The sequence below is a fragment of the Bacillus sp. FAU18 genome, from assembly GCF_056033885.1.
Genome location: NZ_JBVYHZ010000003.1, coordinates 1,813,233 through 1,840,206, shown reverse-complemented (window position 1 = coordinate 1,840,206; position 26,974 = coordinate 1,813,233). Strand labels below are relative to the sequence as shown.

The 26,974-nt window shown below is 43.7% G+C and carries 28 protein-coding genes and 1 other annotated feature; of the genes, 27 read left to right on the top strand and 1 reads right to left on the bottom strand.

Translation table 11 applies throughout. From position 1 onward, the window contains the following. Positions 1 to 28: 28 nt before the first annotated feature. The 12 genes from gpr (at position 29) to mtaB (ending at position 13,963) form a co-directional block, all read left to right on the top strand. A complete protein-coding gene (gene gpr, locus AC0OMU_RS09795; RefSeq protein ID WP_014480309.1) occupies positions 29 to 1,135 on the top strand; it encodes a GPR endopeptidase in 1,107 nt (368 codons plus the stop codon). Between the two features lie 62 nt (positions 1,136 to 1,197). After that, on the top strand, positions 1,198 to 2,403 hold the full coding sequence (gene spoIIP / locus AC0OMU_RS09790) for a spore autolysin SpoIIP (RefSeq protein WP_014477383.1): 1,206 nt from the start codon (positions 1,198 to 1,200) through the stop codon (positions 2,401 to 2,403). Positions 2,404 to 2,419: 16 nt separating this feature from the next. Further along, positions 2,420 to 2,758 carry a YqxA family protein gene (locus AC0OMU_RS09785; RefSeq protein ID WP_181219783.1) on the top strand — a complete coding sequence of 113 codons (339 nt, stop codon included), beginning with the start codon at positions 2,420 to 2,422 and terminating at the stop codon, positions 2,756 to 2,758. Between the two features lie 133 nt (positions 2,759 to 2,891). Then, complete coding sequence (lepA, locus tag AC0OMU_RS09780; protein WP_474241125.1) at positions 2,892 to 4,730, top strand: translation elongation factor 4; 1,839 nt, start codon at positions 2,892 to 2,894, stop codon at positions 4,728 to 4,730. 52 nt (positions 4,731 to 4,782) lie between these two features. Next, complete coding sequence (hemW, locus tag AC0OMU_RS09775; RefSeq protein ID WP_047182897.1) at positions 4,783 to 5,922, top strand: radical SAM family heme chaperone HemW; 1,140 nt, start codon at positions 4,783 to 4,785, stop codon at positions 5,920 to 5,922. A gap of 80 nt (positions 5,923 to 6,002) precedes the next feature. Then, a complete protein-coding gene (hrcA, locus tag AC0OMU_RS09770) occupies positions 6,003 to 7,034 on the top strand; it encodes a heat-inducible transcriptional repressor HrcA (protein ID WP_003246126.1) in 1,032 nt (343 codons plus the stop codon). A 71-nt stretch (positions 7,035 to 7,105) separates the two neighbouring features. Beyond that, positions 7,106 to 7,669 carry a nucleotide exchange factor GrpE gene (grpE, locus tag AC0OMU_RS09765; protein WP_474241124.1) on the top strand — a complete coding sequence of 188 codons (564 nt, stop codon included), beginning with the start codon at positions 7,106 to 7,108 and terminating at the stop codon, positions 7,667 to 7,669. A gap of 23 nt (positions 7,670 to 7,692) precedes the next feature. After that, complete coding sequence (dnaK, locus tag AC0OMU_RS09760) at positions 7,693 to 9,528, top strand: molecular chaperone DnaK (RefSeq protein WP_014477380.1); 1,836 nt, start codon at positions 7,693 to 7,695, stop codon at positions 9,526 to 9,528. A gap of 199 nt (positions 9,529 to 9,727) precedes the next feature. Beyond that, the gene (gene dnaJ, locus AC0OMU_RS09755) at positions 9,728 to 10,855 is read left to right on the top strand and encodes a molecular chaperone DnaJ (RefSeq protein WP_003230010.1); all 1,128 of its coding nucleotides are present in this window, start codon (positions 9,728 to 9,730) and stop codon (positions 10,853 to 10,855) included. A 24-nt stretch (positions 10,856 to 10,879) separates the two neighbouring features. Next, positions 10,880 to 11,815, top strand: a complete 936-nt coding sequence (gene prmA / locus AC0OMU_RS09750) for a 50S ribosomal protein L11 methyltransferase (RefSeq protein WP_004398884.1) — start codon at positions 10,880 to 10,882, stop codon at positions 11,813 to 11,815. Between the two features lie 22 nt (positions 11,816 to 11,837). After that, positions 11,838 to 12,608, top strand: coding sequence for a 16S rRNA (uracil(1498)-N(3))-methyltransferase (locus AC0OMU_RS09745; RefSeq protein WP_015384126.1), 771 nt, complete (start codon positions 11,838 to 11,840; stop codon positions 12,606 to 12,608). Next, on the top strand, positions 12,608 to 13,963 hold the full coding sequence (gene mtaB / locus AC0OMU_RS09740; RefSeq protein ID WP_003230017.1) for a tRNA (N(6)-L-threonylcarbamoyladenosine(37)-C(2))-methylthiotransferase MtaB: 1,356 nt from the start codon (positions 12,608 to 12,610) through the stop codon (positions 13,961 to 13,963). Before AC0OMU_RS09745 ends, mtaB begins: the two co-directional genes overlap by 1 nt. Positions 13,964 to 13,999: 36 nt before the next feature. Here mtaB and AC0OMU_RS09735 read toward each other — a convergent pair whose 3' ends face one another. Further along, positions 14,000 to 14,923, bottom strand: a complete 924-nt coding sequence (locus tag AC0OMU_RS09735; protein ID WP_047182896.1) for a Na/Pi symporter — start codon at positions 14,921 to 14,923, stop codon at positions 14,000 to 14,002. 172 nt (positions 14,924 to 15,095) lie between these two features. Between AC0OMU_RS09735 and rpsU the strand changes: the two genes are divergently transcribed. The 15 genes from rpsU (at position 15,096) to recO (ending at position 26,694) form a co-directional block, all read left to right on the top strand. After that, entirely contained in the window at positions 15,096 to 15,269 is a 174-nt protein-coding gene (gene rpsU, locus AC0OMU_RS09730) for a 30S ribosomal protein S21 (protein WP_003152957.1), read from the top strand. Positions 15,270 to 15,283: 14 nt separating this feature from the next. Further along, positions 15,284 to 15,730 (top strand): GatB/YqeY domain-containing protein, encoded by a 447-nt coding sequence (locus AC0OMU_RS09725; RefSeq protein ID WP_003230022.1) that lies wholly within the window; start codon positions 15,284 to 15,286, stop codon positions 15,728 to 15,730. Between the two features lie 130 nt (positions 15,731 to 15,860). Next, positions 15,861 to 17,174 (top strand): NfeD family protein, encoded by a 1,314-nt coding sequence (locus AC0OMU_RS09720; protein ID WP_181219781.1) that lies wholly within the window; start codon positions 15,861 to 15,863, stop codon positions 17,172 to 17,174. 21 nt (positions 17,175 to 17,195) lie between these two features. Beyond that, on the top strand, positions 17,196 to 18,191 hold the full coding sequence (gene floA, locus AC0OMU_RS09715; protein ID WP_003237085.1) for a flotillin-like protein FloA: 996 nt from the start codon (positions 17,196 to 17,198) through the stop codon (positions 18,189 to 18,191). 24 nt (positions 18,192 to 18,215) lie between these two features. Then, a complete protein-coding gene (locus AC0OMU_RS09710; RefSeq protein WP_474241123.1) occupies positions 18,216 to 18,635 on the top strand; it encodes a hypothetical protein in 420 nt (139 codons plus the stop codon). A gap of 56 nt (positions 18,636 to 18,691) precedes the next feature. Next, positions 18,692 to 18,973: a sporulation protein YqfC gene (gene yqfC, locus AC0OMU_RS09705; protein WP_003226191.1), complete on the top strand. Its 282-nt coding sequence runs from the start codon at positions 18,692 to 18,694 to the stop codon at positions 18,971 to 18,973. Between the two features lie 18 nt (positions 18,974 to 18,991). Continuing rightward, positions 18,992 to 20,188 (top strand): sporulation protein YqfD, encoded by a 1,197-nt coding sequence (gene yqfD / locus AC0OMU_RS09700; RefSeq protein ID WP_047182893.1) that lies wholly within the window; start codon positions 18,992 to 18,994, stop codon positions 20,186 to 20,188. Then, positions 20,185 to 21,144 (top strand): PhoH family protein, encoded by a 960-nt coding sequence (locus tag AC0OMU_RS09695; RefSeq protein ID WP_014477373.1) that lies wholly within the window; start codon positions 20,185 to 20,187, stop codon positions 21,142 to 21,144. Before yqfD ends, AC0OMU_RS09695 begins: the two co-directional genes overlap by 4 nt. A gap of 78 nt (positions 21,145 to 21,222) precedes the next feature. Further along, complete coding sequence (gene pgpH / locus AC0OMU_RS09690) at positions 21,223 to 23,358, top strand: cyclic-di-AMP phosphodiesterase PgpH (protein ID WP_010886570.1); 2,136 nt, start codon at positions 21,223 to 21,225, stop codon at positions 23,356 to 23,358. After that, on the top strand, positions 23,359 to 23,832 hold the full coding sequence (gene ybeY, locus AC0OMU_RS09685) for an rRNA maturation RNase YbeY (RefSeq protein ID WP_003230039.1): 474 nt from the start codon (positions 23,359 to 23,361) through the stop codon (positions 23,830 to 23,832). It abuts the gene before it with no gap. Beyond that, the gene (locus AC0OMU_RS09680) at positions 23,813 to 24,184 is read left to right on the top strand and encodes a diacylglycerol kinase family protein (RefSeq protein ID WP_015384119.1); all 372 of its coding nucleotides are present in this window, start codon (positions 23,813 to 23,815) and stop codon (positions 24,182 to 24,184) included. Before ybeY ends, AC0OMU_RS09680 begins: the two co-directional genes overlap by 20 nt. A 118-nt stretch (positions 24,185 to 24,302) precedes the next feature. Continuing rightward, entirely contained in the window at positions 24,303 to 24,713 is a 411-nt protein-coding gene (locus AC0OMU_RS09675) for a cytidine deaminase (protein ID WP_003230049.1), read from the top strand. Further along, positions 24,694 to 25,599 (top strand): GTPase Era, encoded by a 906-nt coding sequence (era, locus tag AC0OMU_RS09670; RefSeq protein WP_003230051.1) that lies wholly within the window; start codon positions 24,694 to 24,696, stop codon positions 25,597 to 25,599. The genes AC0OMU_RS09675 and era overlap by 20 nt, the downstream gene beginning before the upstream one ends. A gap of 147 nt (positions 25,600 to 25,746) precedes the next feature. Beyond that, the gene (locus AC0OMU_RS09665) at positions 25,747 to 25,890 is read left to right on the top strand and encodes a YqzL family protein (protein ID WP_003230053.1); all 144 of its coding nucleotides are present in this window, start codon (positions 25,747 to 25,749) and stop codon (positions 25,888 to 25,890) included. A gap of 36 nt (positions 25,891 to 25,926) precedes the next feature. Further along, positions 25,927 to 26,694 carry a DNA repair protein RecO gene (gene recO / locus AC0OMU_RS09660; protein ID WP_014477369.1) on the top strand — a complete coding sequence of 256 codons (768 nt, stop codon included), beginning with the start codon at positions 25,927 to 25,929 and terminating at the stop codon, positions 26,692 to 26,694. A 39-nt stretch (positions 26,695 to 26,733) separates the two neighbouring features. After that, positions 26,734 to 26,909, top strand: a binding site (T-box leader). Positions 26,910 to 26,974 lie beyond the last annotated feature (65 nt).

Genomic DNA, 26,974 nt, shown 5'->3' with positions numbered 1-26,974 from the left:
AGGTACTTAATGTGAAGGAGGCCCCTGTATGAAAAAGAGTGAGCTGGATGTGAATCAGTATTTGATACGGACCGATTTGGCAGTAGAAACGAAGGAAGCAATGGCCAATCAGCAGGCTGTGCCGACAAAAGAAATTAAAGGCTTTATTGAAAAAGAGCGTGATCACGGCGGCATTAAAATCCGCACAGTTGATGTTACAAAGGAAGGCGCAGAGCTTTCGGGAAAAAAAGAAGGGCGCTATTTAACGCTTGAAGCACAGGGAATCAGGGAGAATGATTCGGAAATGCAGGAGAAGGTCTCTGCTGTCTTTGCGGAGGAATTCTCAGCTTTTCTTGAAAACCTTAATATCTCAAAAGATGCGAGCTGTTTGATCGTTGGGCTCGGCAACTGGAACGTGACACCTGACGCGCTTGGACCGATGGCAGTAGAAAATCTGTTGGTAACAAGGCACTTGTTTAAGCTTCAGCCGGAAAACGTACAGGAGGGGTACAGGCCTGTCAGTGCATTTGCACCGGGTGTAATGGGGATAACAGGAATCGAAACAAGTGACATTATTAAAGGTGTGATTGAGCAATCGAAGCCTGATTTTGTCATCGCCATTGATGCGTTGGCGGCGCGGGCGGTGGAAAGGGTCAACACAACCATTCAAATATCGGATACAGGCATTCACCCGGGATCTGGAGTGGGGAATAAACGAAAAGATTTAAGCAAAGACACGCTTGGTGTTCCGGTGATTGCTATCGGTGTTCCGACAGTAGTTGATGCCGTGACAATTGCCAGTGACACGGTGGACTACATATTAAAACATTTTGGCAGAGAAATGAAGGATAACAGGCCATCAAGATCGCTTGTTCCGGCAGGCATGACGTTTGGGAAAAAGAAAGTGCTCACTGAAGAAGATCTTCCCGATCAAAAGCAGCGCCAATCGTTCCTAGGGATTGTCGGAACCCTTCAAGAAGATGAAAAACGGCAGCTCATTCACGAGGTGCTTTCGCCTTTAGGGCACAACTTAATGGTTACGCCGAAGGAAGTCGATTCATTTATCGACGATATGGCAAATGTTTTAGCGAACGGATTAAACACAGCGCTTCATGAAAAAGTGTCACAAGAAAACAAAGGCTCCTACAATCACTAAACAGTTCTACTTCCTCTAGCTTGTTCATAGAGTAATTACTAGACAAGCGCTGGAGGGATTCAATGAGAAATAAACGCAGAAACAGACAAATTGTTGTTGCGGTAAATGGAGGGAAAGCGGTAAAAGCCATCTTTCTATTTATCGTAAGCCTTATCGTGATTTTTGTTCTATCCGGTGTGCTGACGTCTCTCCGGCCGGAACTTAGGCCGTCGTCTGACTCTTTTTATGGGATTGCTGAAGAATTGCCGGGTGACGTATTTGCACATTTGCTGCGGATGGAAAACCATTATTTCGCTTCTGACCTCTCTCAAACAGACAGCTCATTTCATCTTTCTCGTCTTTCTTTAAAGCTGGCGACGAGCATTAACCTCGAAGATCCGCGGAGCTTTCTCGGTCGGGAGCTGCCAGGATTTGCACAATTTGATACCGAGATTTTGTTAGCTGGACAAGGAACGGATTATACGAATATGCCTGCGGAATCGCCGCCGCCGTCTAAGGTGATGGAGGAAGAAAGGGAAGCGAATTTGGCAGAGATTGAAAAACAGCAAACGCAATCAGATAATGCGCAAAAAGATCCGCCCAAACAAACAACAGGTGATAAAAAGGTCGTGTTTATCTATCACACGCACAATACGGAATCATATCTCCCTCTATTAAAAGGCGAGACCGATCCTGACATGGCGCGCCATTCTAAAGCCAACGTCACGCTTGTAGGAGATATGTTCGGACAAGCGCTTGAATCCCAGGGAATCGGAGCCACAGTGAATAAAACCGATATACAGTCAAAATTGAATAAAAAAGGCTTAAACTATGCCAGGTCCTACGATGAATCAAGGCCGGTCGTGAAAGACGCCCTCGCTTCAAACAAAAATCTGCAATATATCATTGACATCCACAGAGACTCACGGCGCAAAAAAGACACAACCGCAACGATTAAAGGAAAAAGCTATGCCAGGGTAGCCTTTGTCGTCGGGAAAAAAAGCAAAAACTTCGAAGAAAACTATAAAATTGCGAGTGAGCTTCATAAACTGATGGAGAAAAAATACCCCGGACTTAGCACAGGTGTCTTTTCCAAAGGCTCGCCAGGCGATAATGGTGTTTACAATCAGGATTTAACCGATAGAGCGCTTTTGCTCGAGTTTGGCGGGGTAGATAATAATCTCGAAGAGCTGCAGCGTGCGGCTAACGCGGCCGCGGACGTATTCAGCGAAATGTACTGGGATGCTGAAAAGGTCAACGCAGCGAGCGGGGAGACGAAAAAACAATAAGAAATAGGTGGTTGATTTGATTGCGTATTTTGGAAAATGCTTACTGCTTGTCACGATCATGTTTTTAGGCGTGCTGTTCGGCATGCAGCAGGCAAACAACGGGATGCTGAGTATGAAAGGCTATCATGATCCTTCACTGAAGGGGGCGTTTACGCTCACCGACGGAAAAGATAATGAAAAAGAAGCCTCAATCCTAGGAGAAACATTCACGGCAAAAGATTTAGAAGAAAAACAAAAAGAGCTGGAAAAGGTGGAGACCTTCAATATGTTTTCGAAAGCCGGAAAAGCGCTTTCAGACACCGTAACCAATACTGCCCAGTCAATGTATGAATGGATACGGGATATGAATCAATAAGTACGTGAAAGAGAAAAGCAGCCCAGATATGACAGGGAACTTTTCTCTTTCTTGTTTTACATTGAATCTTTACAATCCTATTGATATAATCTAAGCTAGTGTATTTTGCGTTTAATAGTAGGAGTGATAGATTGTGACAGATAAAGAAAAGCGTTTAGAGAGGCAATCGAGAATACGGAATTTCTCTATCATTGCCCATATTGACCACGGAAAATCGACCTTAGCGGATCGTATTTTAGAAAAAACGTCGGCAATCACTCAACGAGAAATGAAAGAACAATTGCTCGATTCTATGGATCTTGAACGTGAGCGGGGCATAACCATTAAATTAAACTCTGTTCAGCTTAAATATAAAGCAAAAGACGGAGAAGAATATATCTTGCATCTAATCGATACGCCGGGACACGTCGACTTCACGTATGAAGTATCCCGAAGCCTTGCTGCCTGCGAGGGAGCGATTCTTGTCGTGGATGCAGCCCAGGGGATTGAAGCGCAGACGCTCGCCAATGTCTACTTAGCGCTTGACAACGATCTTGAAATCCTTCCGGTCATCAATAAAATCGACCTTCCGAGCGCCGAGCCTGAACGTGTGCGCCAAGAGGTAGAAGACGTTATCGGCCTTGACGCATCAGAAGCCGTGCTTGCCTCAGCAAAAGCTGGTATCGGGATTGAGGAGATTTTAGAACAAATCGTAGAAAAGGTGCCAGCTCCGACCGGAGATCCGGAGGCGCCGCTCAAAGCGCTGATCTTCGACTCGCTTTATGACGCCTACCGCGGTGTCGTGGCTTATATCAGAGTCGTTGAAGGAACGGTAAAGCCGGGACAAAAAATCAAAATGATGGCAACCGGCAAAGAATTCGAAGTAACAGAGGTGGGCGTGTTCACGCCGAAAGCAACTCCGACAAATGAACTGACGGTCGGTGATGTAGGCTTCCTGACTGCCTCAATCAAAAATGTCGGTGACACACGTGTCGGTGATACAATAACGAGTGCTGCCAATCCTGCAGAAGAAGCGCTGCCGGGATACCGCAAGCTAAACCCGATGGTGTACTGTGGTTTGTATCCGATTGATACAGCGAAGTATAATGATTTAAGGGAAGCTCTTGAAAAGCTTGAGCTGAATGATTCCTCCCTTCAATATGAAGCGGAAACTTCGCAAGCGCTTGGATTCGGGTTCCGCTGCGGATTTTTAGGCATGCTTCACATGGAGATCATTCAGGAGCGAATTGAGCGTGAGTTCAACATCGACCTGATTACGACAGCGCCAAGCGTTATCTATGACGTGTATATGACAGACGGCGAAAAGGTCGTTGTCGACAACCCGTCCAACATGCCGGATCCTCAAAAGATCGAACGGGTTGAGGAGCCATACGTAAAAGCGACGATGATGGTGCCGAATGACTATGTCGGCGCTGTAATGGAGCTTTGCCAAGGTAAACGCGGCAATTTCATTGATATGCAGTATTTAGACGCAAACCGAGTCAGCATCATTTATGATATGCCATTAGCGGAAATCGTATATGAGTTTTTTGACCAGCTGAAATCAAGCACTAAAGGCTATGCGTCCTTTGATTATGAGCTGATCGGCTACAAACCGTCCAAGCTTGTGAAAATGGACATTATGCTGAATGGTGAAAAAATCGATGCCCTTTCCTTTATCGTGCATCGTGATTACGCATATGAACGCGGAAAAGTGATCGTTGAAAAACTGAAAGAACTCATTCCGCGCCAGCAGTTTGAAGTTCCGGTACAAGCCGCAATCGGCCAGAAAATCGTGGCCCGCTCCACCATAAAAGCAATGCGTAAAAACGTATTGGCTAAATGTTACGGGGGGGACATCTCACGTAAACGGAAACTTCTTGAAAAACAAAAAGAAGGAAAACGCCGTATGAAGCAGGTCGGCTCAGTTGAAGTGCCGCAAGAAGCATTTATGGCAGTTCTGAAAATGGACGACAGTCCGAAAAAACAATAGAAGCCGCCGCAGTCTTGTACTGCGGCTTCTTTCTGTAAAGAAGGTGAATCCGTTGAAATCAGCTTATATCCATATCCCATTTTGTGAGCATATTTGCCACTACTGCGATTTCAATAAATATTTTATTCAAAGTCAGCCAGTCGACGAGTATTTAAACGCACTCGAACAGGAAATGATAAATACAATAGCAAAAACTGGGCAGCCTGATCTCAAAACAATCTTTATTGGAGGAGGCACGCCGACCTCCCTGTCTGAGGAACAGCTTAAAAAGCTGATGGACATGATCAACCGTGTGCTGAAGCCCTCAAGCGACTTATCGGAATTTGCGGTTGAAGCGAATCCGGACGACTTGTCCGCAGAGAAATTAAAAATATTAAAAGAAGCAGGCGTAAATCGCCTCAGCTTTGGTGTACAAACGTTTGAAGACGATCTGTTAGAAAAAATCGGCCGAGTGCACAAGCAAAAAGATGTATTCACCTCTTTTGAAAGAGCGCGGGAAATTGGTTTTGAGAATATCAGTCTTGATCTCATGTTCGGGCTTCCGGGGCAAACCCTCAAGCATCTGGAACATTCCATCAACACTGCTTTATCACTGGATGCCGAGCATTATTCCGTTTACTCCCTTATTGTAGAACCGAAAACGGTATTTTATAATTTGATGCAAAAAGGGCGGCTTCATCTTCCGCCGCAGGAGCAGGAAGCTGAAATGTATGAAATGGTGATGAGCCAGATGGAAGCTCACGGCATTCATCAATATGAAATCAGCAACTTTGCTAAGGCAGGCATGGAATCTAAGCACAATCTAACGTATTGGAGCAACGAACAATATTTCGGTTTCGGAGCCGGCGCTCACGGATATATCGGCGGCACACGAACAGTGAATGTCGGACCTGTTAAGCATTACATTGACCTGATAGCTGAAAAGGGTTTTCCGTACAGAGATACACATGAAGTGACAACAGAGGAACAGATTGAAGAAGAAATGTTTTTAGGTTTGAGAAAAACAGCCGGTGTCAGCAAAAAACGATTCGCAGAAAAATACGGCCGTTCCCTGGATGGACTTTTCCCAAGCGTATTAAAAGACCTCACTGAAAAAGGGCTGATTCACAATTCGGAGTCTGCCGTTTATTTGACTCATCAAGGGAAATTATTAGGCAATGAAGTTTTTGGCGCTTTTTTGGGTGAGTTATAATTGACATTTTTCTTGTGGTTTGATACTTTTGTTATAGAATTAGCACTCGCTTATTGAGAGTGCTAACAGAGGTGATGATGATGTTAACAAATCGTCAGCTGCTGATCCTTCAGGTTATAATCAACGATTTTATTAAATCGGCACAGCCGGTGGGATCAAGAACTCTTTCGAAAAAAGATGAAATCACATTTAGCTCTGCAACAATAAGAAACGAGATGGCTGACTTGGAGGAATTGGGCTTTATTGAAAAAACCCATTCATCCTCAGGACGTGTTCCGTCAGAAAAAGGGTATCGGTACTATGTTGACCATTTGCTGTCACCCGTCAAACTGACGAAAAGCGACCTGGACCAAATCCACTCGATCTTCAAAGAGAAAATTTTCGAGCTGGAGAAGACAGTTCAAAAATCAGCGCAAATTTTGTCCGATCTGACGAATTACACATCCATCGTACTCGGGCCGAAGCTGAGTGAGAATTACCTTAAACAGATTCAAATCATTCCGATTCAGCCTGATATGGCGGTAGCGATTCTCGTTACCAATACGGGGCATGTGGAAAACAAAACGATTAACTTTCCGACCAAAATGGATCTGTCTGATATTGAAAAACTGGTAAATATACTGAACGACCGTTTAAGCGGCGTTCCAATGGATGAACTGAATGAGCGCATATTTAAGGAAGTTGTCATGTACCTAAGACAGCACATTAAAAACTATGACAATATACTCGACGCGCTTCGTTCAACCTTTCATTCCACAAATCATGTTGAAAAGTTGTTTTTTGGCGGGAAAATCAATATGCTGAACCAGCCTGAGTTCCATGATATCACCCGAGTTCGGTCACTGCTTTCATTAATTGAGAAAGAACAGGATGTTTTAAAGCTGGTTCAATCCCCGCACACGGGAATTTCGATTAAAATCGGAAAAGAAAACGACTATGAAGAGATGGAAAATTGCAGTCTGATTACGGCTTCTTATTCCGTAGACCAGAAGCAGATCGGCTCAATTGCGATTATCGGCCCGACCCGCATGAATTATTCCAGGGTTGTCAGCCTGCTTCAGCATGTGACTTCGGACTTGTCAAAAGCATTAACAAGTCTGTATGATGAATAAGGGAATTTTGGCAAATTTTATTGAAGGGCAGCACCTGTCCTTCTCCTTACACTTTGAGGGAGGTGAACACAATGTCAGAAGAAAAACAAACCGTTGAACAAAACGAAACAGAAGAGCAAGAAATCATTGAAGAACAAGCTGCCGCTGATGAACAGCAGGAAAAAATAAATGAAAGCGAACTTCTTCAAAACCAAATTAACGAATTGCAAGGTTTGCTTGAGGAAAAAGAAAACAAACTTTTGCGTGTTCAAGCAGACTTTGAAAACTATAAACGACGCAGCCGTTTAGAGATGGAAGCGTCCCAAAAATACCGTTCTCAAAATATCGTGACTGATTTGCTGCCGGCTCTTGACAGCTTTGAACGAGCGCTTCAGGTTGAAGCCGACAATGAACAGACGAAAAGTTTGCTCCAGGGAATGGAAATGGTCCACCGTCAGCTCGTAGAAGCCTTGAAAAAAGAAGGCGTCGAAGCCATCGAAGCTGTAGGGCAGGAATTTGATCCTAATCTGCACCAAGCTGTTATGCAGGCTGAAGACGAAAACTACGGCTCCAACATTGTTGTTGAGGAAATGCAAAAAGGCTATAAGCTGAAGGATCGCGTCATTCGCCCTTCCATGGTCAAAGTGAATCAATAATTACATAGCAGGAGGTTATTCAAGTGAGTAAAGTTATCGGAATCGACTTAGGAACAACAAACTCATGTGTGGCAGTGCTTGAAGGCGGCGAGCCTAAAGTGATTGCTAACGCTGAAGGAAACCGCACAACGCCATCAGTTGTTGCGTTTAAAAATGGCGAACGTCAAGTAGGGGAAGTGGCTAAACGCCAATCTATCACAAACCCTAACACTATCATGTCTGTTAAACGCCATATGGGTACTGACTATAAAGTGGAAATTGAAGGAAAAGATTACACTCCTCAAGAAGTGTCTGCTATCATCCTTCAGCACCTTAAATCATACGCTGAAAGCTACCTTGGCGAAACAGTATCAAAAGCAGTTATCACAGTTCCTGCATACTTTAACGATGCTGAGCGTCAAGCAACAAAAGACGCTGGTAAAATTGCAGGTCTTGAAGTAGAACGTATCATCAACGAGCCGACTGCAGCAGCGCTTGCATACGGACTTGATAAAACAGATGAAGATCAAACGATCCTAGTATACGACCTTGGCGGCGGTACATTCGACGTTTCCATCCTTGAGCTTGGCGACGGTGTATTCGAAGTTCGTTCAACTGCCGGCGACAACCGTCTGGGCGGGGACGATTTTGACCAAGTTATCATCGATCATCTTGTGTCTGAATTCAAAAAAGAAAACGGCATTGATTTGTCAAAAGACAAAATGGCGCTTCAGCGTTTGAAAGACGCAGCTGAAAAAGCGAAAAAAGATCTTTCCGGCGTATCTTCTACGCAAATTTCTTTACCGTTTATCACAGCTGGAGAAGCAGGACCGCTTCACCTTGAACTTACATTAACTCGCGCTAAATTCGAAGAGCTTTCTTCTCATTTAGTAGAGCGCACAATGGGTCCTGTCCGTCAAGCGCTTCAAGATGCAGGACTTTCTGCAAGCGAAATCGACAAAGTCATCCTTGTCGGCGGATCAACTCGTATCCCTGCCGTACAAGAAGCAATCAAAAAAGAAACTGGAAAAGAAGCGCATAAAGGCGTAAACCCGGATGAAGTTGTAGCGCTTGGTGCTGCGATTCAGGGCGGCGTTATCACAGGTGACGTAAAAGACGTTGTTCTTCTTGACGTTACACCGCTTTCTCTCGGTATCGAAACAATGGGCGGCGTGTTTACAAAACTGATCGACCGCAACACGACGATCCCGACAAGCAAATCTCAAGTGTTCTCAACTGCTGCTGATAACCAAACAGCTGTTGATATCCATGTTCTTCAAGGTGAGCGCCCAATGTCTGCCGACAACAAAACACTCGGCCGCTTCCAGCTTACTGATATCCCGCCAGCACCGCGCGGCGTGCCTCAAATCGAAGTTTCTTTCGATATTGACAAAAACGGTATCGTAAACGTAAGAGCAAAAGACTTAGGCACAGGAAAAGAACAAAACATTACAATCAAATCTTCTTCAGGTCTTTCAGATGAAGAGATCGAACGCATGGTAAAAGAAGCGGAAGAAAATGCTGACGCTGATGCGAAGAAAAAAGAAGAAATCGAAGTCCGCAACGAAGCAGATCAGCTTGTTTTCCAAACTGAGAAAACATTAAAAGATCTTGAAGGCAAAGTGGACGAAGAACAAGTGAAAAAAGCCAACGATGCCAAAGACGCTTTAAAAGCAGCGATTGAGAAAAACGAATTTGAAGAGATCAAAGCGAAAAAAGATGAGCTTCAAACAATCGTTCAAGAGCTTTCTATGAAGCTTTATGAAGAAGCTGCTAAAGCACAGCAAGCTCAAGGCGGAGCAAACGCTGAAGGCAAAGCGGATGACAACGTTGTCGACGCTGAATACGAAGAAGTAAACGACGACCAAAACAAAAAATAAGTTCTTTTTAGGGTCAGTCCCGCTTCAGGAGCTGACCGAAAAGAACACATTTCATAATCTGATTCAATGATTAGAAAGTCAAAGTCAGGCATCTCTTGGCTTTGACTTTTTTTCTTGCCCGGGATAAAAGGAATTGAAAAATCATAATTCAAAATGATACAATCTAATTTATGTGAGAAATTCGGGAGAGTGAAGCGAGATGAGTAAGCGTGATTACTATGAAGTGCTGGGAGTAAGTAAGAGCGCTTCAAAGGATGAAATTAAAAAAGCTTATCGGAAGCTGTCAAAAAAATATCATCCTGATATTAACAAAGAAGCCGGATCAGATGAAAAATTTAAAGAGGTAAAAGAAGCGTACGAAACGCTGTCAGATGACCAAAAACGAGCGCATTACGATCAATTTGGTCACACTGATCCTAACCAAGGCTTCGGCGGCGGAGGTTTTGGCGGCGGCGATTTCGGCGGTTTTGGTTTCGATGATATTTTCTCAAGTATTTTCGGCGGAGGTACTAGACGAAGAGATCCAAATGCTCCGCGCCAGGGTGCTGATTTACAGTATACGATGACCCTGTCGTTTGAGGATGCGGCTTTCGGTAAAGAAACAACCATCGAAATTCCCCGCGAGGAAACGTGCGAAACATGTAAAGGCTCAGGCGCGAAACCTGGAACAAATCCAGAAACATGCTCCCACTGCGGAGGCTCCGGCCAGTTAAACGTGGAGCAAAATACACCGTTTGGAAAAGTCGTTAACAGACGGGTCTGCCACCACTGTGAAGGTACAGGCAAAATCATTAAAAACAAATGTGCGGACTGCGGCGGCAAAGGAAAAATCAAAAAACGCAAGAAAATCAACGTGACAATTCCAGCCGGTGTAGATGACGGGCAGCAGCTTCGTCTCTCGGGACAGGGTGAACCAGGAATAAACGGCGGCCCTGCCGGGGATTTATTTGTCGTGTTCCATGTACGCGCACACGAGTTCTTCGAGCGTGACGGCGATGATATTTACTGTGAAATGCCGTTAACGTTTGCTCAGGCTGCTCTTGGAGATGAGGTAGAAGTGCCGACGCTGCATGGAAAAGTGAAATTGAAAATTCCGGCCGGTACACAAACAGGGACGAAATTCAGATTAAGAGGCAAAGGCGTTCAAAATGTCAGAGGCTATGGACAGGGTGACCAGCATATCGTCGTCCGCGTCGTTACGCCGACAAATCTGACTGATAAACAAAAAGACATTATCCGCGAATTTGCCGAAGTCAGCGGAAACCTGCCTGACGAACAGGAAATGAGTTTCTTTGACAAGGTAAAACGCGCGTTTAAAGGCGATTAATTATTGGATGAGGAGTTGGTAGTTTTGAAATGGTCCGAATTAAGCATTCACACAACACATGAAGCGGTCGAACCTATCTCAAATATATTGCATGAAGCTGGTGCAAGTGGGGTTGTGATAGAGGACCCGCTTGATTTAATTAAAGAACGTGAGAATGTGTACGGGGAAATCTACCAGCTCGACCCCAATGATTACCCAGATGAGGGTGTCATTGTCAAAGCATATCTGCCGGTTAACAGTTTTCTGGGCGAAACTGTAGACGGCATTAAAGAAACGATTAACAATCTCCTTCTTTACAATATTGATTTGGGCAGAAACCACATCACTATTTCTGAAGTAAATGAAGAAGAGTGGGCGACTGCCTGGAAAAAGTATTATCATCCTGTGAAAATTTCTGAAAAGTTTACAATTGTGCCGACGTGGGAGGAATATACGCCGGTCCATACTGATGAACTGATTATTGAAATGGACCCGGGAATGGCTTTCGGCACAGGGACACATCCGACAACCGTACTCTGCATTCAGGCGCTTGAACGCTTTGTGCAAAAGGGTGATAAGGTGATTGATGTCGGCACTGGTTCGGGAATTTTAAGTATTGCGGCTGCAATGCTTGAGGCTGAATCGGTTCATGCCTACGATCTTGATCCCGTGGCTGTAGAAAGTGCACGCCTTAATCTCAAGCTGAACAAAGTCAGCGATATTGCTCAAGTGAAGCAAAACAATTTGTTAGACGGGATTGAAGGGGAACATGATGTGATTGTGGCCAACATTTTGGCTGAAGTCATTCTTCGCTTTACTTCACAAGCGTACAGCCTGTTAAAAGAAGGCGGCCACTTTATTACGTCAGGAATCATCGGTCATAAAAAACAAGAAGTAAAAGAAGCACTGGAACAAGCTGGCTTTACCATTGTAGAAATCCTTTCAATGGAAGATTGGGTCAGCATTATTGCGAAAAAATAACAGTTAGTAGGTGTCACAGCGTATGCAACGATATTTTATCGAGCTCACGAAGCAGCAAATAGAGGAAGCGCCGGCTTTTTCGATTACAGGCGAAGATGTTCATCATATTGTGAACGTGATGAGAATGAATGAGGGAGATCAGATTATCTGCTGCTCTCAAGACGGCTTCGAGGCAAAATGTGAACTTCAATCTGTTTCCAAAGATAAAGTGTCCTGCCTTGTGATAGAATGGACGAATGAAAACAGAGAGCTTCCGATAAAGGTCTATATTGCGAGCGGCCTTCCGAAAGGAGATAAGCTTGAATGGATTATCCAAAAGGGGACTGAGCTCGGAGCTCATGCCTTTATTCCTTTCCAAGCCGCGCGTTCTGTTGTCAAGCTGGATGACAAAAAGGCAAAGAAAAAGCGGGAAAGATGGACGAAAATTGCAAAGGAAGCGGCTGAGCAATCGTACCGTAACGAAGTGCCGCGAGTGATGGATGTCCATTCTTTTCAGCAGCTTCTTCAAAGGATGCAGGATTTCGATAAATGTGTCGTTGCATACGAGGAGTCATCGAAGCAAGGGGAAATAAGCGCATTCAGCGCGATTGTAAGCAGCCTTCCGAAAGGATCATCTCTATTGATCGTATTTGGTCCCGAAGGCGGTTTAACAGAAGCGGAGGTTGAACGGCTCACAGAGCAAGACGGTGTGACGTGCGGCCTTGGACCGAGAATTTTAAGGACAGAAACCGCTCCGCTATACGCGTTAAGCGCGATTTCTTATCAAACAGAGTTATTAAGAGGTGATCAGTAATGGCAACTGTTGCTTTCCATACGCTTGGCTGTAAAGTCAACCATTATGAAACAGAAGCAATCTGGCAGCTTTTCAAAGAAGCGGGCTATGAAAGAAGAGATTTTGAACAAACAGCTGATGTATATGTCATTAATACATGTACGGTTACAAATACGGGAGATAAAAAAAGCCGCCAAGTGATCAGACGCGCCATTCGTCAAAATCCTGACGGTGTCATCTGTGTCACAGGCTGCTACGCGCAAACCTCACCTGCTGAGATTATGGCGATCCCCGGTGTCGACATTGTAGTCGGAACACAGGACCGTGAAAAAATGCTTGGCTACATTGACCAATACCGAGAAGAACGCCAGCCGATTAATGGCGTCAGCAACATCATGAAAGCAAGAGTATATGAAGAGCTTGATGTGCCTGCTTTCACGGACCGGACAAGAGCGTCATTGAAAATACAGGAGGGCTGCAATAATTTCTGCACATTCTGTATCATTCCGTGGGCGAGAGGCCTGCTCCGCTCCCGCGATCCTGAAGAAGTCATTAAACAAGCGCAGCAGCTTGTCGATGCCGGATATAAGGAAATTGTTCTTACGGGTATTCATACAGGCGGCTACGGCGAAGATATGAAAGATTACAACTTCGCGAAGCTTTTGAGCGAATTAGACACCCGTGTGGAAGGCGTGAAACGGATCAGAATTTCTTCAATCGAAGCCAGCCAAATCACTGACGAAGTGATCGAGGTCTTAGACCGCTCAGATAAGATAGTGAATCATCTGCATATTCCTATCCAATCCGGATCAAACACAGTGCTTAAACGGATGAGACGCAAATATACAATGGAATTCTTTGCAGACCGTTTAAATAAATTGAAAAAAGCACTGCCAGGCTTAGCTGTTACTTCTGATGTCATCGTCGGGTTCCCTGGAGAAACAGAAGAAGAATTTATGGAAACCTATAACTTTATTAAAGAACATAAATTCTCTGAACTGCATGTTTTCCCTTACAGTAAACGTACAGGAACACCAGCTGCGCGAATGGAAGACCAAGTGGATGAAAACGTGAAAAACGAACGTGTGCACCGCCTGATTGCTCTTTCTGACCAGCTTGCAAAAGAATACGCTTCTCAGTATGAAAATGAAGTGCTTGAGATTATCCCTGAGGAAGCGTTTAAGGAAACAGAAGAAGAAAATATGTTTGTCGGTTACACAGACAATTATATGAAGGTTGTTTTCAAAGGTACGGAAGATATGATCGGCAAAATCGTAAAAGTCAAAATCCTAAAAGCAGGTTATCCTTACAACGAAGGACAGTTTGTCCGTGTGGTTGAGGATGAAATAACTGAACACATGCGTTTGTCTTCTTAACCTAAAAAATCGGTGCATTAAAATGTACCGGTTTTTTTATTTAGCCGGGATAAGAAAGTGAATCAATCGGTAAAACAAGTTTGTAAGCGGAAGGAATAAAAGAGCTGTTACTACATTAAATAAAAGACTGAAATGAGCAATCCTTTGGGCAGGATCGGGTGATAACTGCTCTACAAAGCCGGTCGCTGCGGTCAGAAAAGGCAATACTAGAGCCACCCCTAGCACGTTAAATACCACATGGGCATACGCTGTCTGTTTCGCCGCATATCCGCCGGATACAGCAGCCATGACAGCTGTAATGCATGTCCCGATATTGGATCCGAGTACGACGCTCATCGCCTGTGTCAGTCCGATAATCCCTTCATTCATAAAACTCATCAAAATGCCGATACAGACAGAACTGGAGTGAATGATGGCAGTTAACACCATCCCGATGAGCAAAGCGGACCAGTTTGAATCGTTAACATGGTATAGAACGTCGGCTCCCGTTTTCAGCTTCGTCAGCGGCCCGGCAAGGTGGCTGAATCCGCTGATGCAAAAGAAGATGATGCCCAGTCCAAGGAAGCTTGTTCCCAGCTGTTTCAAAGGATACCTGCCAGTCAGAAAAAACAATAAACCTCCTATTAAAAGAACCCAAATCAAAATATCCATTTTGATAGCAATAAATTCAGTTGTAAAAGTAGAGCCAACATTCGTCCCCAGAATCATCGGTATTGTACGCTTAAAAGAAAGAACGCCCGCACTTACAAAGCCGATGACAATGACCATAAAAGCTGAACTGCTCTGAAGTATCCCCGTAAATACAATACTGATAAGAAACGCTTTTAACGGATGGTCCGTAAATAAAAGCAAACGTTCTTCAATTTTTGAGTACGCCATTGAAATTAAGCCCTTTCGAAGCATGTTCATGCCTGCGAGAAAGAATAATATAAGAGCAGTAAAGCTAATCAGAATTAACATCCTATTCACCAACCCCTTTCTATCATTATATAGACAGGCAGTCGCACTCATGACGGAAAAGTGAACTCACTTAGTTGACCTGACTGATGGCTTATATTATAATGTCAAAGTACATGTTTATATGTGTAACTTAAAGGTAGTCGATTGGTGTATTCGGAGGGAGGGAAAGAGAATGTCAAAAACGGTCGTTAGAAAAAACGAATCGCTTGAAGATGCTCTTCGTCGCTTCAAACGCAGTGTATCAAAGACAGGTACTTTGCAAGAAGCAAGAAAGCGTGAATTTTATGAAAAACCTAGCGTAAAGCGCAAGAAAAAGTCTGAAGCTGCTAGAAAACGCAAATTCTAAAAGAGGGTGGATTTATGAGTCTTCTTGAGCGTCTCAACCAGGATATGAAGCTGTATATGAAAAACCGTGAGAAAGACAAACTGACTGTCGTTCGAATGGTTAAGGCTTCACTTCAAAATGAAGCAATTAAGCTTAAGAAAGACAGTTTGACCGAGGATGAGGAACTCACTGTCCTTTCTCGTGAACTTAAGCAACGTAAAGACTCCCTCCAGGAATTTTCAAACGCTAATCGTTTAGATTTAGTAGATAAAGTTCAAAAAGAGCTGGACATTTTAGAAGTTTATTTACCTGAGCAGCTGTCAGAAGAAGAGCTGCGTACAATCGTAAATGAAACCATCGCGGAGGTCGGTGCGAGCTCAAAAGCGGACATGGGCAAAGTGATGGGGGCAATTATGCCTAAAGTAAAAGGTAAAGCTGACGGAAGTTTAATTAATAAGCTTGTGAGCAGTCAACTGTCTTAAATGGCAAAGAAAAGGACATCTTTCTAAGAGAGATGTCTTTTTTTATACATAAAAAAATGAAACCTTTGATACATTTGTTACGTATGAAGAGAAGGCACTTATTATAAAAGGAAGGAGGGATACACCGCCCTTGCTTCAAATCAAAGGATTCCGTGCTGCTCTTTTGAGTATATTTTTGCTTTCTTTATTAGGCGTACAACTGAACGCAAAAGCAGAAAAACAAACTGTTTATGTGATTCCGGTTGAAAAAAATGTCGAACAGGGTCTCGCCTCGTTTTTGTCCCGTTCGTTACAAGACGCAAAGGATGCACATGCAGACCATATTATTCTTGATATCAATACCCCGGGGGGATTGGTCAAATCTGCTATTGATATGGCCGATTTGATAACCGAAAGCGAGATCCCCGTAACTGCATATGTCAACAAACGCGCGTTGTCTGCTGGTGCATATATTGCACTTCAAGCAGATCACATTTATATGGCGCCTGGCGGAAAAATGGGAGCCGCCGCGATTGTTGATGGCCAAGGCAATGCCGCTGACCAAAAAGCTCAATCACTTTGGCTGGCAGAGATGGAAGATGCCGCAGTGAAAAATAACCGCGATCCAAAATATGCGCTCGCAATGGCTGACCCAGATATAGATGCCAAGGAAGTCGGCGCGCCTAAGGGAGATCTGCTGACACTTAACGCAGACAAGGCAATTGAGATAGGGTATTCAGAAGGCACTGCTGACAATTTGTCCACGCTCGTAAAGAAGCTTGGGTTCGAAAAGGCGCAGATCAGCTACGCAAAGGAGAGCTTTGCGGAAAAGTCAGCAAGGTGGCTGACGAATCCGGTCATTGTCCCTATTCTGCTGACAATCGCTTTTTTAGGTCTGACGGTGGAGCTTTTTTCACCGGGTGTCGGCCTCCCTGGAACGGCTGGACTTATTGCGTTATTGCTGTTCTTTTACGGGCATCTTGCAGCCGGCCTTGCCGGGTATGAGACGGTTCTCCTCTTTATAGCAGGGGTGATCCTCATCCTGCTTGAGATTTTTCTTCCCGGAGGAATCATTGGATTACTGGGCTTGGGAGCGATTATTGCGAGCCTGTTTTTAGCCGCGGGGAGCTTCACTGTCATGGCGGTTTCTCTCTTGATCGCCTCAGCTGTTTCGATTACAGCTTTTATTTTACTGACAAGGGTGTTGGGAAAGCGTATGAAATTCTTTAAGAAATTGATATTAAATGATTCTACAAATACGGAGAGCGGCTACGTTTCAAATCAAACGCGCACGGACTTAATGGGAAAAGTGGGTATAACCTTTACACCGCTGCGTCCTTCCGGTACCGTCATTATTGATGATGAACGCCTTGACGTCGTTTCAGAGGGATCGTTTACAGAAAAAGATAAGAAAGTAAAGGTGATTAAAGTAGAAGGCTCCCGCATTGTCGTGCGAGAAATTTAAACAGAAACGAGGAGAATAGATATGGATCCATCAACACTTATGATTCTGGCTATTATCGTAGTAGGGATCATTGTTTTAGCTGTATTTTTTACATTTGTGCCTGTGATGCTATGGATTTCAGCATTAGCAGCCGGAGTTAGAATCAGCATTTTCACTCTTGTGGGGATGAGGCTTCGCCGCGTCATTCCGAATCGGGTTGTTAACCCGCTGATTAAAGCGCATAAAGCCGGACTCGACGTTGGAACAAACCAGCTTGAAAGCCACTATCTTGCCGGAGGAAACGTTGACAGAGTTGTCAATGCTCTGATCGCTGCTCAGCGAGCCAACATTGAACTCACATTCGAACGCTGTGCTGCTATTGATCTTGCCGGCCGTGACGTATTGGAAGCCGTGCAGATGAGTGTTAACCCTAAGGTGATTGAAACACCATTTATTGCCGGTGTTGCCATGGACGGGATTGAAATGAAAGCGAAAGCGAGAATCACAGTAAGAGCGAATATCGAACGCCTCGTCGGGGGAGCAGGGGAAGAAACCATTGTAGCCCGTGTCGGCGAAGGGATTGTCTCTACAATCGGTTCATCAGATAATCATAAAAAAGTGCTTGAAAACCCTGATATGATTTCTCAGACAGTCCTTGGAAAAGGATTGGACTCAGGAACTGCGTTTGAAATTCTCTCCATTGATATTGCAGATGTAGATATCGGCAAAAACATCGGTGCAATTTTACAAACCGATCAGGCCGAGGCTGATAAAAACATCGCGCAGGCAAAAGCGGAAGAACGACGTGCGATGGCTGTCGCTCAAGAACAGGAAATGCGCGCCCGCGTAGAAGAAATGCGCGCGAAAGTGGTAGAAGCCGAAGCGGAAGTGCCGCTTGCGATGGCAGAAGCTTTACGTGAAGGGAATATTGGCGTCATGGACTACATGAATATCAAAAACATCGATGCTGACACAGAAATGCGTGATTCATTCGGCAAACTGACGAAAGATTCGTCTGATGAAGACCGCAAATCATAATCTCTCTAAGAAGGGAGAACTCTGATGGAAGATATACTGACCAATCCGCTTATTATTGCAGCGATTATCGGAATCATTTCTGCGATTTTCGGCAAAAAGAACAAAGAAGAAAAGCAAAACAACCAAAAAAGAAAAAAAACTCAACACGTGCAATCTGCTTCTCCTCAAAAGAAGCAGTCAAAAGAAGACGCCCCTGCACCTATCCCTAACCGTATGGAACAGGCAAGACGGGAAGCGGAAGAAAGACGCAGGGAAACAGCAAGAAACTTGAAAGGGCTGGAACGAGATCTTGCTGCTGCCAAACAAAAAACAGTATACACAAAACAAAAAATGCTTCAGGTGAATAAAGACACCGTCGTACAGGGGATCGTTCTAGGAGAGGTGTTCGGACCTCCACGGGCGAAAAAACCTCACCGTACGATGCGCCCGGCCCGTAAAAATTAAAGTGTTAGAACCTCCTTTCAAATCATACATATGAGATGAAAGGGGGTTCTTTTTGTATGGGGCAAAGAAAGAATCGTATGAAAGCTTGGCTGACAAGAGCATTGGAAATTCCCCCGGACGTTATGATGGATCTGCCGAGGATTACAATGGTTGGCAGACTTCATATCTACATAGAAAACCACAGAGGTCTTTTGCTTTTCAGTGAGAATGAAGTGAGGCTTATGCTGAAGCAGGGCCAGTGCATCATATCTGGTAAAAATTTTGTCATCAAGGCGATTCTTCCGGAAGAGATACTTTTGGAGGGTACGATTGATGTCGTTCGATATGTTGAGTCATAAAGCCGAGGGGGAAATGTTGTGAAAAATAAATGGCTGTCTTTTTTTTCGGGTAAGGTCCAGCTTGAATTGACGGGAAGAGGGATTGAGCGGCTCCTTAATGAATGCACAAGACAGGGGATTCCGGTCTTTCATGTCAAAAAAAAGAAAGAAGCCGTATCGTTATATATACAGCTTCAGGATGTACATGCCTTTCGGCGGGTGAGAAGTAAATTTAAATGTAAAGCCCGATTTATCAATCGGAAGGGTTTTCCCTTCCTGTTGCTGAAATCAAAGCTGAATATAGGGTTTACGATCGGTTTTGCGATTTTTTTCATCCTTTTGTTTTTGCTGTCCAATATGGTGTGGAAAATTGATGTGACAGGCGCTAAGCCTGAAACAGAACATCAAATGAGGCAGCATCTTAATGAAATCGGCGTCAAAAAGGGCCGTCTGCAGTTTTTAATGATGTCGCCCGAAAAAATACAGAAATCATTAACCAATGGAATAGACAATATCACTTGGGTCGGAGTTGATCTGAAGGGGACGACCATTCACATGAAAGTTGTGGAGAAAAATGAGCCCGAAAAAGAAAAGTATGTTAGCCCGCGCAATATTGTCGCCAAAAAGAAAGCAACCATTACGAGAATGTTTGTGCAAAAAGGACAGCCCATGGCTGCCATACACGATCATGTTGAAAAGGGTCAGCTGCTTGTTTCGGGACTGATCGGCAGCGAAGACCATCAGCAAGAAGTTGCCTCAAAAGCAGAAATTTACGGAGAAACCTGGTATAGATCAGAAGTGACAGTCCCGCTTGAAACATTATTTAACGTCTATACGGGCAAAGTAAGGACAAAGCACAAGCTTTCTTTTGGTTCTTTGGCAATCCCGATCTGGGGGATGACGTTTAAAAAAGAGGAATTGAAGCATCCAAAAACAGAACAAGAAAAGCATTCGCTTCATTTTCTCGGATTTAAGCTCCCTGTATCCTATGTCAAAGAGCAAACGAGAGAAAGTGAAGAGGCTTTACGAAAATATACGAAAGAAGAAGCAATTCAAGAAGGCATTAAATTGGGTAAACAGGATGTAGAGGATAAAATAGGCGAAAACGGCGAGGTGAAAAGTGAAAAAGTTTTGCACCAGACTGTTGAGAATGGTAAAGTAAAGTTGATTATTCTCTACCAAGTTATAGAAGATATCGTTCAAACCACACCTATTGTCAGGGAGACTGAAGAATGACAGAACATTTACTTGCGATGAATCAAAAACTGAAAAACCCGGACGAGGCGCTTTCACTCTTCGGGAACCAAGATTCTTTTTTGAAATTGATGGAGAAAGATCTGAATGTAAATATCATTACGCGCGGCGAGACGATTTATGTTTCAGGCGATGATGAATCGTTTCAGATTGCAGACAGGCTGCTGGGATCGCTCCTCGCTTTAATTCGCAAGGGGATAGAGATCTCTGAACGTGATGTGATTTACGCCATCAAAATGGCAAAGAAGAATGAACTTGAATACTTTGAAAGCATGTATGAAGAAGAAATTACAAAAAACGCAAAAGGCAAATCAATCCGTGTAAAAACAATGGGACAGCGGGAATACGTGGCCGCTATGAAGCGGAATGACCTTGTATTCGGCATTGGTCCGGCGGGAACCGGGAAAACGTACCTGGCTGTCGTAAAAGCAGTCCATGCTTTAAAAAACGGACATATCAAAAAAATCATTTTAACAAGACCTGCCGTGGAAGCTGGTGAAAGCCTTGGTTTTCTCCCAGGTGACCTAAAAGAAAAAGTAGATCCTTATTTGCGCCCGCTGTATGACGCTCTCCATGATGTGCTTGGGGCAGATCATACAGAACGTCTGATGGAAAGAGGCATCATTGAAATTGCTCCGCTCGCATATATGAGGGGACGGACGCTCGATGATGCTTATGTTATACTTGATGAAGCACAGAATACCACGCCTGCTCAAATGAAAATGTTTTTGACGAGACTGGGTTTTGGCTCTAAAATGATCATTACAGGTGACGTTAGCCAAATTGATCTGCCGAAAGGCGTCAAATCGGGACTTGCAGTAGCGAAGGAGATGCTGAAAGGAATAGACGGCATTTCTATGATTGAGCTAGACCAGACAGACGTGGTCAGACATCCGCTTGTTGCGAAAATTATTGAAGCATACGATAAGCAAAATTAATGCTGAATGACCCGATCGCGCGTTATCGGGTCATTTTTATGATTGCTTATGGGCTTGATGTTTCAAGAGGAGGTTCTTGTGTTGAAAAAGAAGGCTAAGACCAAAAGCAGCTCAAAAAAATGGAGCAGTTTTAAAAATGCCCGCTCCATGCATGTACTGCTGTATCTTCTGCTGGCTGCCATTATGTTTGCTTTGCTCTTTGTACATGTTAAGCCGGAAACACTTGATTTAGACCTGTTTTCAGTCAGCGACAAGACCATTTACGCTCCGGCAACCGTAGAAGATCAAAAAGCCACAGAGGAAAAAAAGCAAGCCGCTGAGGACGCGGTTGAAGATCAATATACATTAAAAAAAGAATATACAGACAATCGGATTGACCTTGTGTCATCAATATTCGACAGTATTAGTGAAGTGAAAAAATCATCGGAAGAAGGCAGCAAATCACCATCGGAAAAATCAATGGTCAAATCCGTAAAGGATAAATTGACGTCAGATGTGAATGATTCCATATCCGAGGATTCCATCAAGACATTGCTGAAAGCAGACAGTGAAGACTTTTCTTTTGTCAGAGATACGGTCATTACCGCAGTAAATACGGTCATGAGCAGTGAAATCCCTTCGGATAAACTATCTGATGCAAAGGATAAGGTAGAAAAAGAGCTAAAGAGCAATTCTATTCCGTCTAAATACTTGGGAGCCGCGACAGAAATCGGGCGTTTTGCTATTATTCCGAATTACGTCTTCGATCCGAAAGCAACAGAGGCAAAACGGCAGGAAGCCTCAGATAATGTCCAGCAGGTTCAAATCAAACAGGGACAAGTGCTCGTGGAAGAAAATGACCTCATTGATCGGGAAGTGTACAGGAAACTTGAGCTGACCGGGTTATTAAATAACTCAAATCTCTTTAAACCGATCAGCGGGCTATTGATTATGATCGGACTTTTCATTGCAACACTTGTATATTATTTTGAAAAACAGAAACAAAATCTGAAGTTTAAAAATCAATCCATTCTGTTATTCTCGATTATCACAACACTTTTGCTTGTGATCATGGAGGTTGTCAGTTTGTTTCAGAAGATGGAGTATAATAATATCGGCTATCTGGTCCCCATTGCGGCCGGCGCCATCTTAATCAAACTGCTGATGAATGAACGCATTGCCATTTTGGGAAGTATCATTCTTGCGATTTGCGGAAGTATGATGTTTAATCAGGGTGTGACAGGAACATTCAATTATGTCATAGGGATTTATTATTTGATCAGCGGCATTTCAGGTGTATTATTTTTAGGAAAACACAATGCAAGATCAAAGATTTTGCAGACCGGACTTTTCGTGGCGTTTATTAATATGGTTGTCGTTCTATCCTTATTATTGATCCAGAACACTGCGCTTTCGGGTCTTGAAATCGGCACGTTAATGCTCATGGGGGTTGTGTCGGGGTTTGCTTCATCTGTATTGATCATCGGCCTGATGCCGTTTTTTGAGACGGGCTTTGGCATTTTATCCACCATGAGGCTGCTCGAGCTGTCTAATCCTAACCATCCGCTATTGCGCAAAATACTGACGGAAACACCAGGTACATATCATCACAGTGTAATGGTTGCCAATTTATCAGAGGCAGCCTGTGAAGCGGTTGGGGCTAATGGTTTGCTTGCAAGAGTCGGCGCATATTATCACGATCTCGGAAAAACAAAGCGCCCGCAATATTTTATTGAAAACCAAATGAATATTGACAATCCGCATGACAAGCTGTCACCTCAGTTGAGTAAAAATATTATTATCTCGCATACGACAGACGGTGCGAATATGCTGAGAAGCTATAAATTTCCGAAAGAGCTTGTCGATATTGCTGAGCAGCATCATGGAACCTCGCTTTTAAAGTTTTTTTACTATAAAGCGAAGGAAAAAGGCGACCAGATTACAGAGGAAGAGTTCCGTTATCCGGGGCCGAAGCCGCAGTCAAAGGAAGCCGCAATTATATCAGTGGCCGACAGTGTTGAAGCGGCCGTCAGATCCATGCATAATCCCAATCCTGAACGAATTGAAAAGCTTGTCCGGGGTATTATATCCGATAAGCTTCAGGACGGACAGTTCAGTGAATGCGATTTGACATTTAAAGAGCTGGATACAATCGCAAAAACGCTCTGTGCAACATTAAAAGGAATTTTCCACTCCCGGATTGAATATCCGGAGGCTACTAAGAAGGTGAAATAGATGAGTTTACTGATTGATATCGTTGATGAAACGGGAAGCGTCTCAGAAGAGATGCTCAAAGAAGTAGAAAATCTGCTTCAATTTGCCGCTGAGCGTGAAGGCGTTCAGGACCAGGCTGAAGTTTCTGTCACGATTGTTTCCAATGATGACATACATCAGATTAACAAAGAATACCGGGGAAAGGATGCTCCGACAGATGTCATCTCATTTGCTCTTGAAGAAGAGGGAGAAGGCGAGATCGAAATCGTGGGCGCTGAAATGCCTCCGGTTTTAGGTGATATTATCATCAGTGCCGATCGCACAAGAGAGCAGGCAGAGGAGTATAATCATTCTTTTAAAAGAGAGCTCGGATTTCTAGCTGTACACGGATTTCTGCACCTTTTAGGATATGACCATATGACGAAAGAGGAAGAAGAGGAGATGTTTACTAAGCAAAAGGAATTGCTGGACGCTTATGGACTCAAAAGATCATAGAAATGAGCTGAAGCGATTCTTCAAAAGCTTCGTGCATGCAGGCCGGGGCATCTGGGAAACAGCGCGGACGGAGCGGAATTTCCAATTTCATGCCGCAGCCGCCTGCGCTGTTCTCATTTGCGGCTTCCTTGTAGAGCTCAGCATGATTGAGTGGATGATTATATTCCTTTTGATTGGCGGTATGTTTTCGCTTGAGCTTTTAAATACAGCCATTGAACATACGGTTGATTTAATAACTGACAAACATCACCCTCTTGCTAAAGCGGCCAAGGACGCTGCCGCCGGGGCTGTTTGCGTTTTTGCCGTGATTTCGTGTATCATTGGTTTACTTATTTTTTTGCCAAAGCTGTAATGGCTGAAAATTCTTACATTTATTTTACATTTTTAGAAATGGGCGTGAAAAAAAGCGCGCGATTATGTAAAATATAAAGTGATAGCGGTACCATTATAGGTAAGAGAGGAATGTACACATGAACAGACAAGAATTAATAACAGAAGCTTTAAAAGCGCGTGATATGGCATATGCGCCGTATTCCAAATTCCAAGTAGGAGCCGCTCTTCTTACCAAGGATGGAAAAGTGTACAGAGGCTGCAACATTGAGAACGCGGCATACAGCATGTGCAATTGCGCCGAGCGTACTGCTTTATTTAAAGCTGTTTCTGAAGGGGATACAGAGTTTCAGATGCTGGCCGTTGCGGCTGACACCCCTGGACCGGTATCTCCGTGCGGAGCCTGCCGCCAGGTGATTTCTGAGCTTTGCACAAAAGACGTTATTGTCGTACTAACTAATTTACAAGGACAAATAAAAGAAATGACTGTGGAAGAATTATTGCCAGGCGCATTTTCATCGGAGGATTTACATGACGAACGAAAGCTTTAAATCAGGATTTGTATCCATTATTGGAAGACCAAACGTAGGAAAATCTACATTTTTGAACAGAGTCATTGGACAAAAAATCGCGATCATGAGCGATAAGCCCCAAACGACGAGAAACAAGGTGCAAGGAGTACTGACGACAGGCACATCACAAACCATTTTTATTGACACACCAGGGATTCATAAACCTAAGCATAAACTTGGGGACTTTATGATGAAAGTGGCGCAAAATACATTAAAAGAAGTCGATTTGATCTTGTTTATGATCAATGCTGAGGAAGGCTACGGGAAGGGCGACGAATTTATCATTGAGAAATTGCAGACGATGTCTACGCCTGTATTCTTAATCGTAAACAAAATTGATAAAATTCACCCCGACCAATTGCTTCTGCTAATTGACGAATACCGCAAACGTTATCCTTTTAAGGAAATTGTTCCGATTTCTGCTTTAGAAGGAAATAACATCGAAACATTGCTCGCTCAGATTGAAGCGTATTTGCCGGAAGGGCCGCAATTCTATCCGAGTGACCAGGTAACTGACCACCCTGAACGATTTATCATTTCTGAATTAATCAGGGAAAAGGTGCTGCATTTGACGAGAGAAGAAATCCCGCACAGCATTGCGGTGGCCATCGAATCCATCAAAGGGCAGGACAACGGTTCTGTGCACGTAGCGGCAACGATTGTGGTCGAGCGGGATTCCCAGAAAGGCATCGTGATCGGTAAAAAAGGAAGCCTTCTAAAAGAGGTTGGAAAAAGAGCGAGAGCGGATATTGAAGCACTGTTGGGCTCCCGTGTCTACCTTGAATTGTGGGTGAAAGTGCAGAAAGACTGGCGTAATAAAATGTCCCAGCTTCGCGATTTTGGCTTTAAAGAGGACGAATATTAATCTCTTGCTGTGTGTGTCATTATCTCACAGGAACAGGGATACATTAGCAAATTTTGTTTAACATGAAATGGAGGACATCTGGTCAAGATAAAGGTAAGAATTTGGAGTTTAGGTAAGCTAGTTTAACTACAGAAAGGTGGGTTTCTTGTGTTGAATTTTACCTGGAACGTATTTTCTCAAACAGGAAATGTTGATACGTATCTTCTTTTTAAAGAACTGGAAAAAGAGAACATGGAAAGACCCGAAGAACTAGAAGATGAGCTAGCCCGATTTGATTATCCAATTTTATAAACCTCTTGGCCGCTCCTGCTTGAGGAAGGTGCGGAAATGCTGACAAAATGTGAAGGAATCGTTCTTCGCACAAATGATTACGGAGAGACGAATAAAATCGTAACATTACTGACAAGAGAACACGGAAAAATAGGTGTTATGGCACGAGGCGCCAAAAAACCGAACAGCCGTTTATCAGCAGTCAGCCAGCCCTTTTTGTATGGTTCTTTCTTAATGCAAAAAACATCGGGCCTCGGAACGCTTCAGCAGGGGGAAATGATCCTCAGCATGAGAGGCATCAGGGAAGACTTGTTTTTAACAGCATATGCTGCCTATATTGCTGAGTTAGTCGACAGAGGCACAGAAGAAAAAAAGCCAAATCCTTATTTATTTGAATTCATACTAGAATCATTAAAACAGCTGAATGAAGGAACAGATCCGGATGTTATCACCTTCATTGTTCAAATGAAGATGCTCGGTGTCATGGGCCTGTATCCTGAGCTGAATCATTGTGTACATTGTAAAAGCCAAGACGGAACCTTTCATTTCTCTGTTCGTGATAATGGTTTTATATGCCACCGCTGTTTTGAAAAAGATCCTTACAGAATACCGATTAAACCGCAAACGGCAAGGCTGTTAAGACTCTTTTACTATTTTGATCTGTCGAGACTCGGCAATGTGTCCTTAAAAGAGGAAACAAAAGCTGAATTAAAGCAAGTGATTGATTTATATTACGAAGAATATTCGGGATTGTATTTAAAATCAAAGCGCTTTTTAGATCAAATGGAAAGCATGAAACATCTTATGGGTGAAAACAAAAGTTGACATTTGGTCCATCTTTTTATATGATCATTTATTATAAAATATGTTGCAGTGAGAGAAAGAAGTACTTGCGTTTACCTCATGAAAGCGACCTTAGGGCGGTGTAAGCTAAGGATGAGCACGCAACGAAAGGCATTCTTGAGCAATTTTAAAAAAAGAGGCTGGGATTTTGTTCTCAGCAACTAGGGTGGAACCGCGGGAGAACTCTCGTCCCTATGTTTGCGGCTGGCAAGCATAGAGACGGGAGTTTTTTGGTTGCTGCCGCAGTCAACTTATGAAAGAA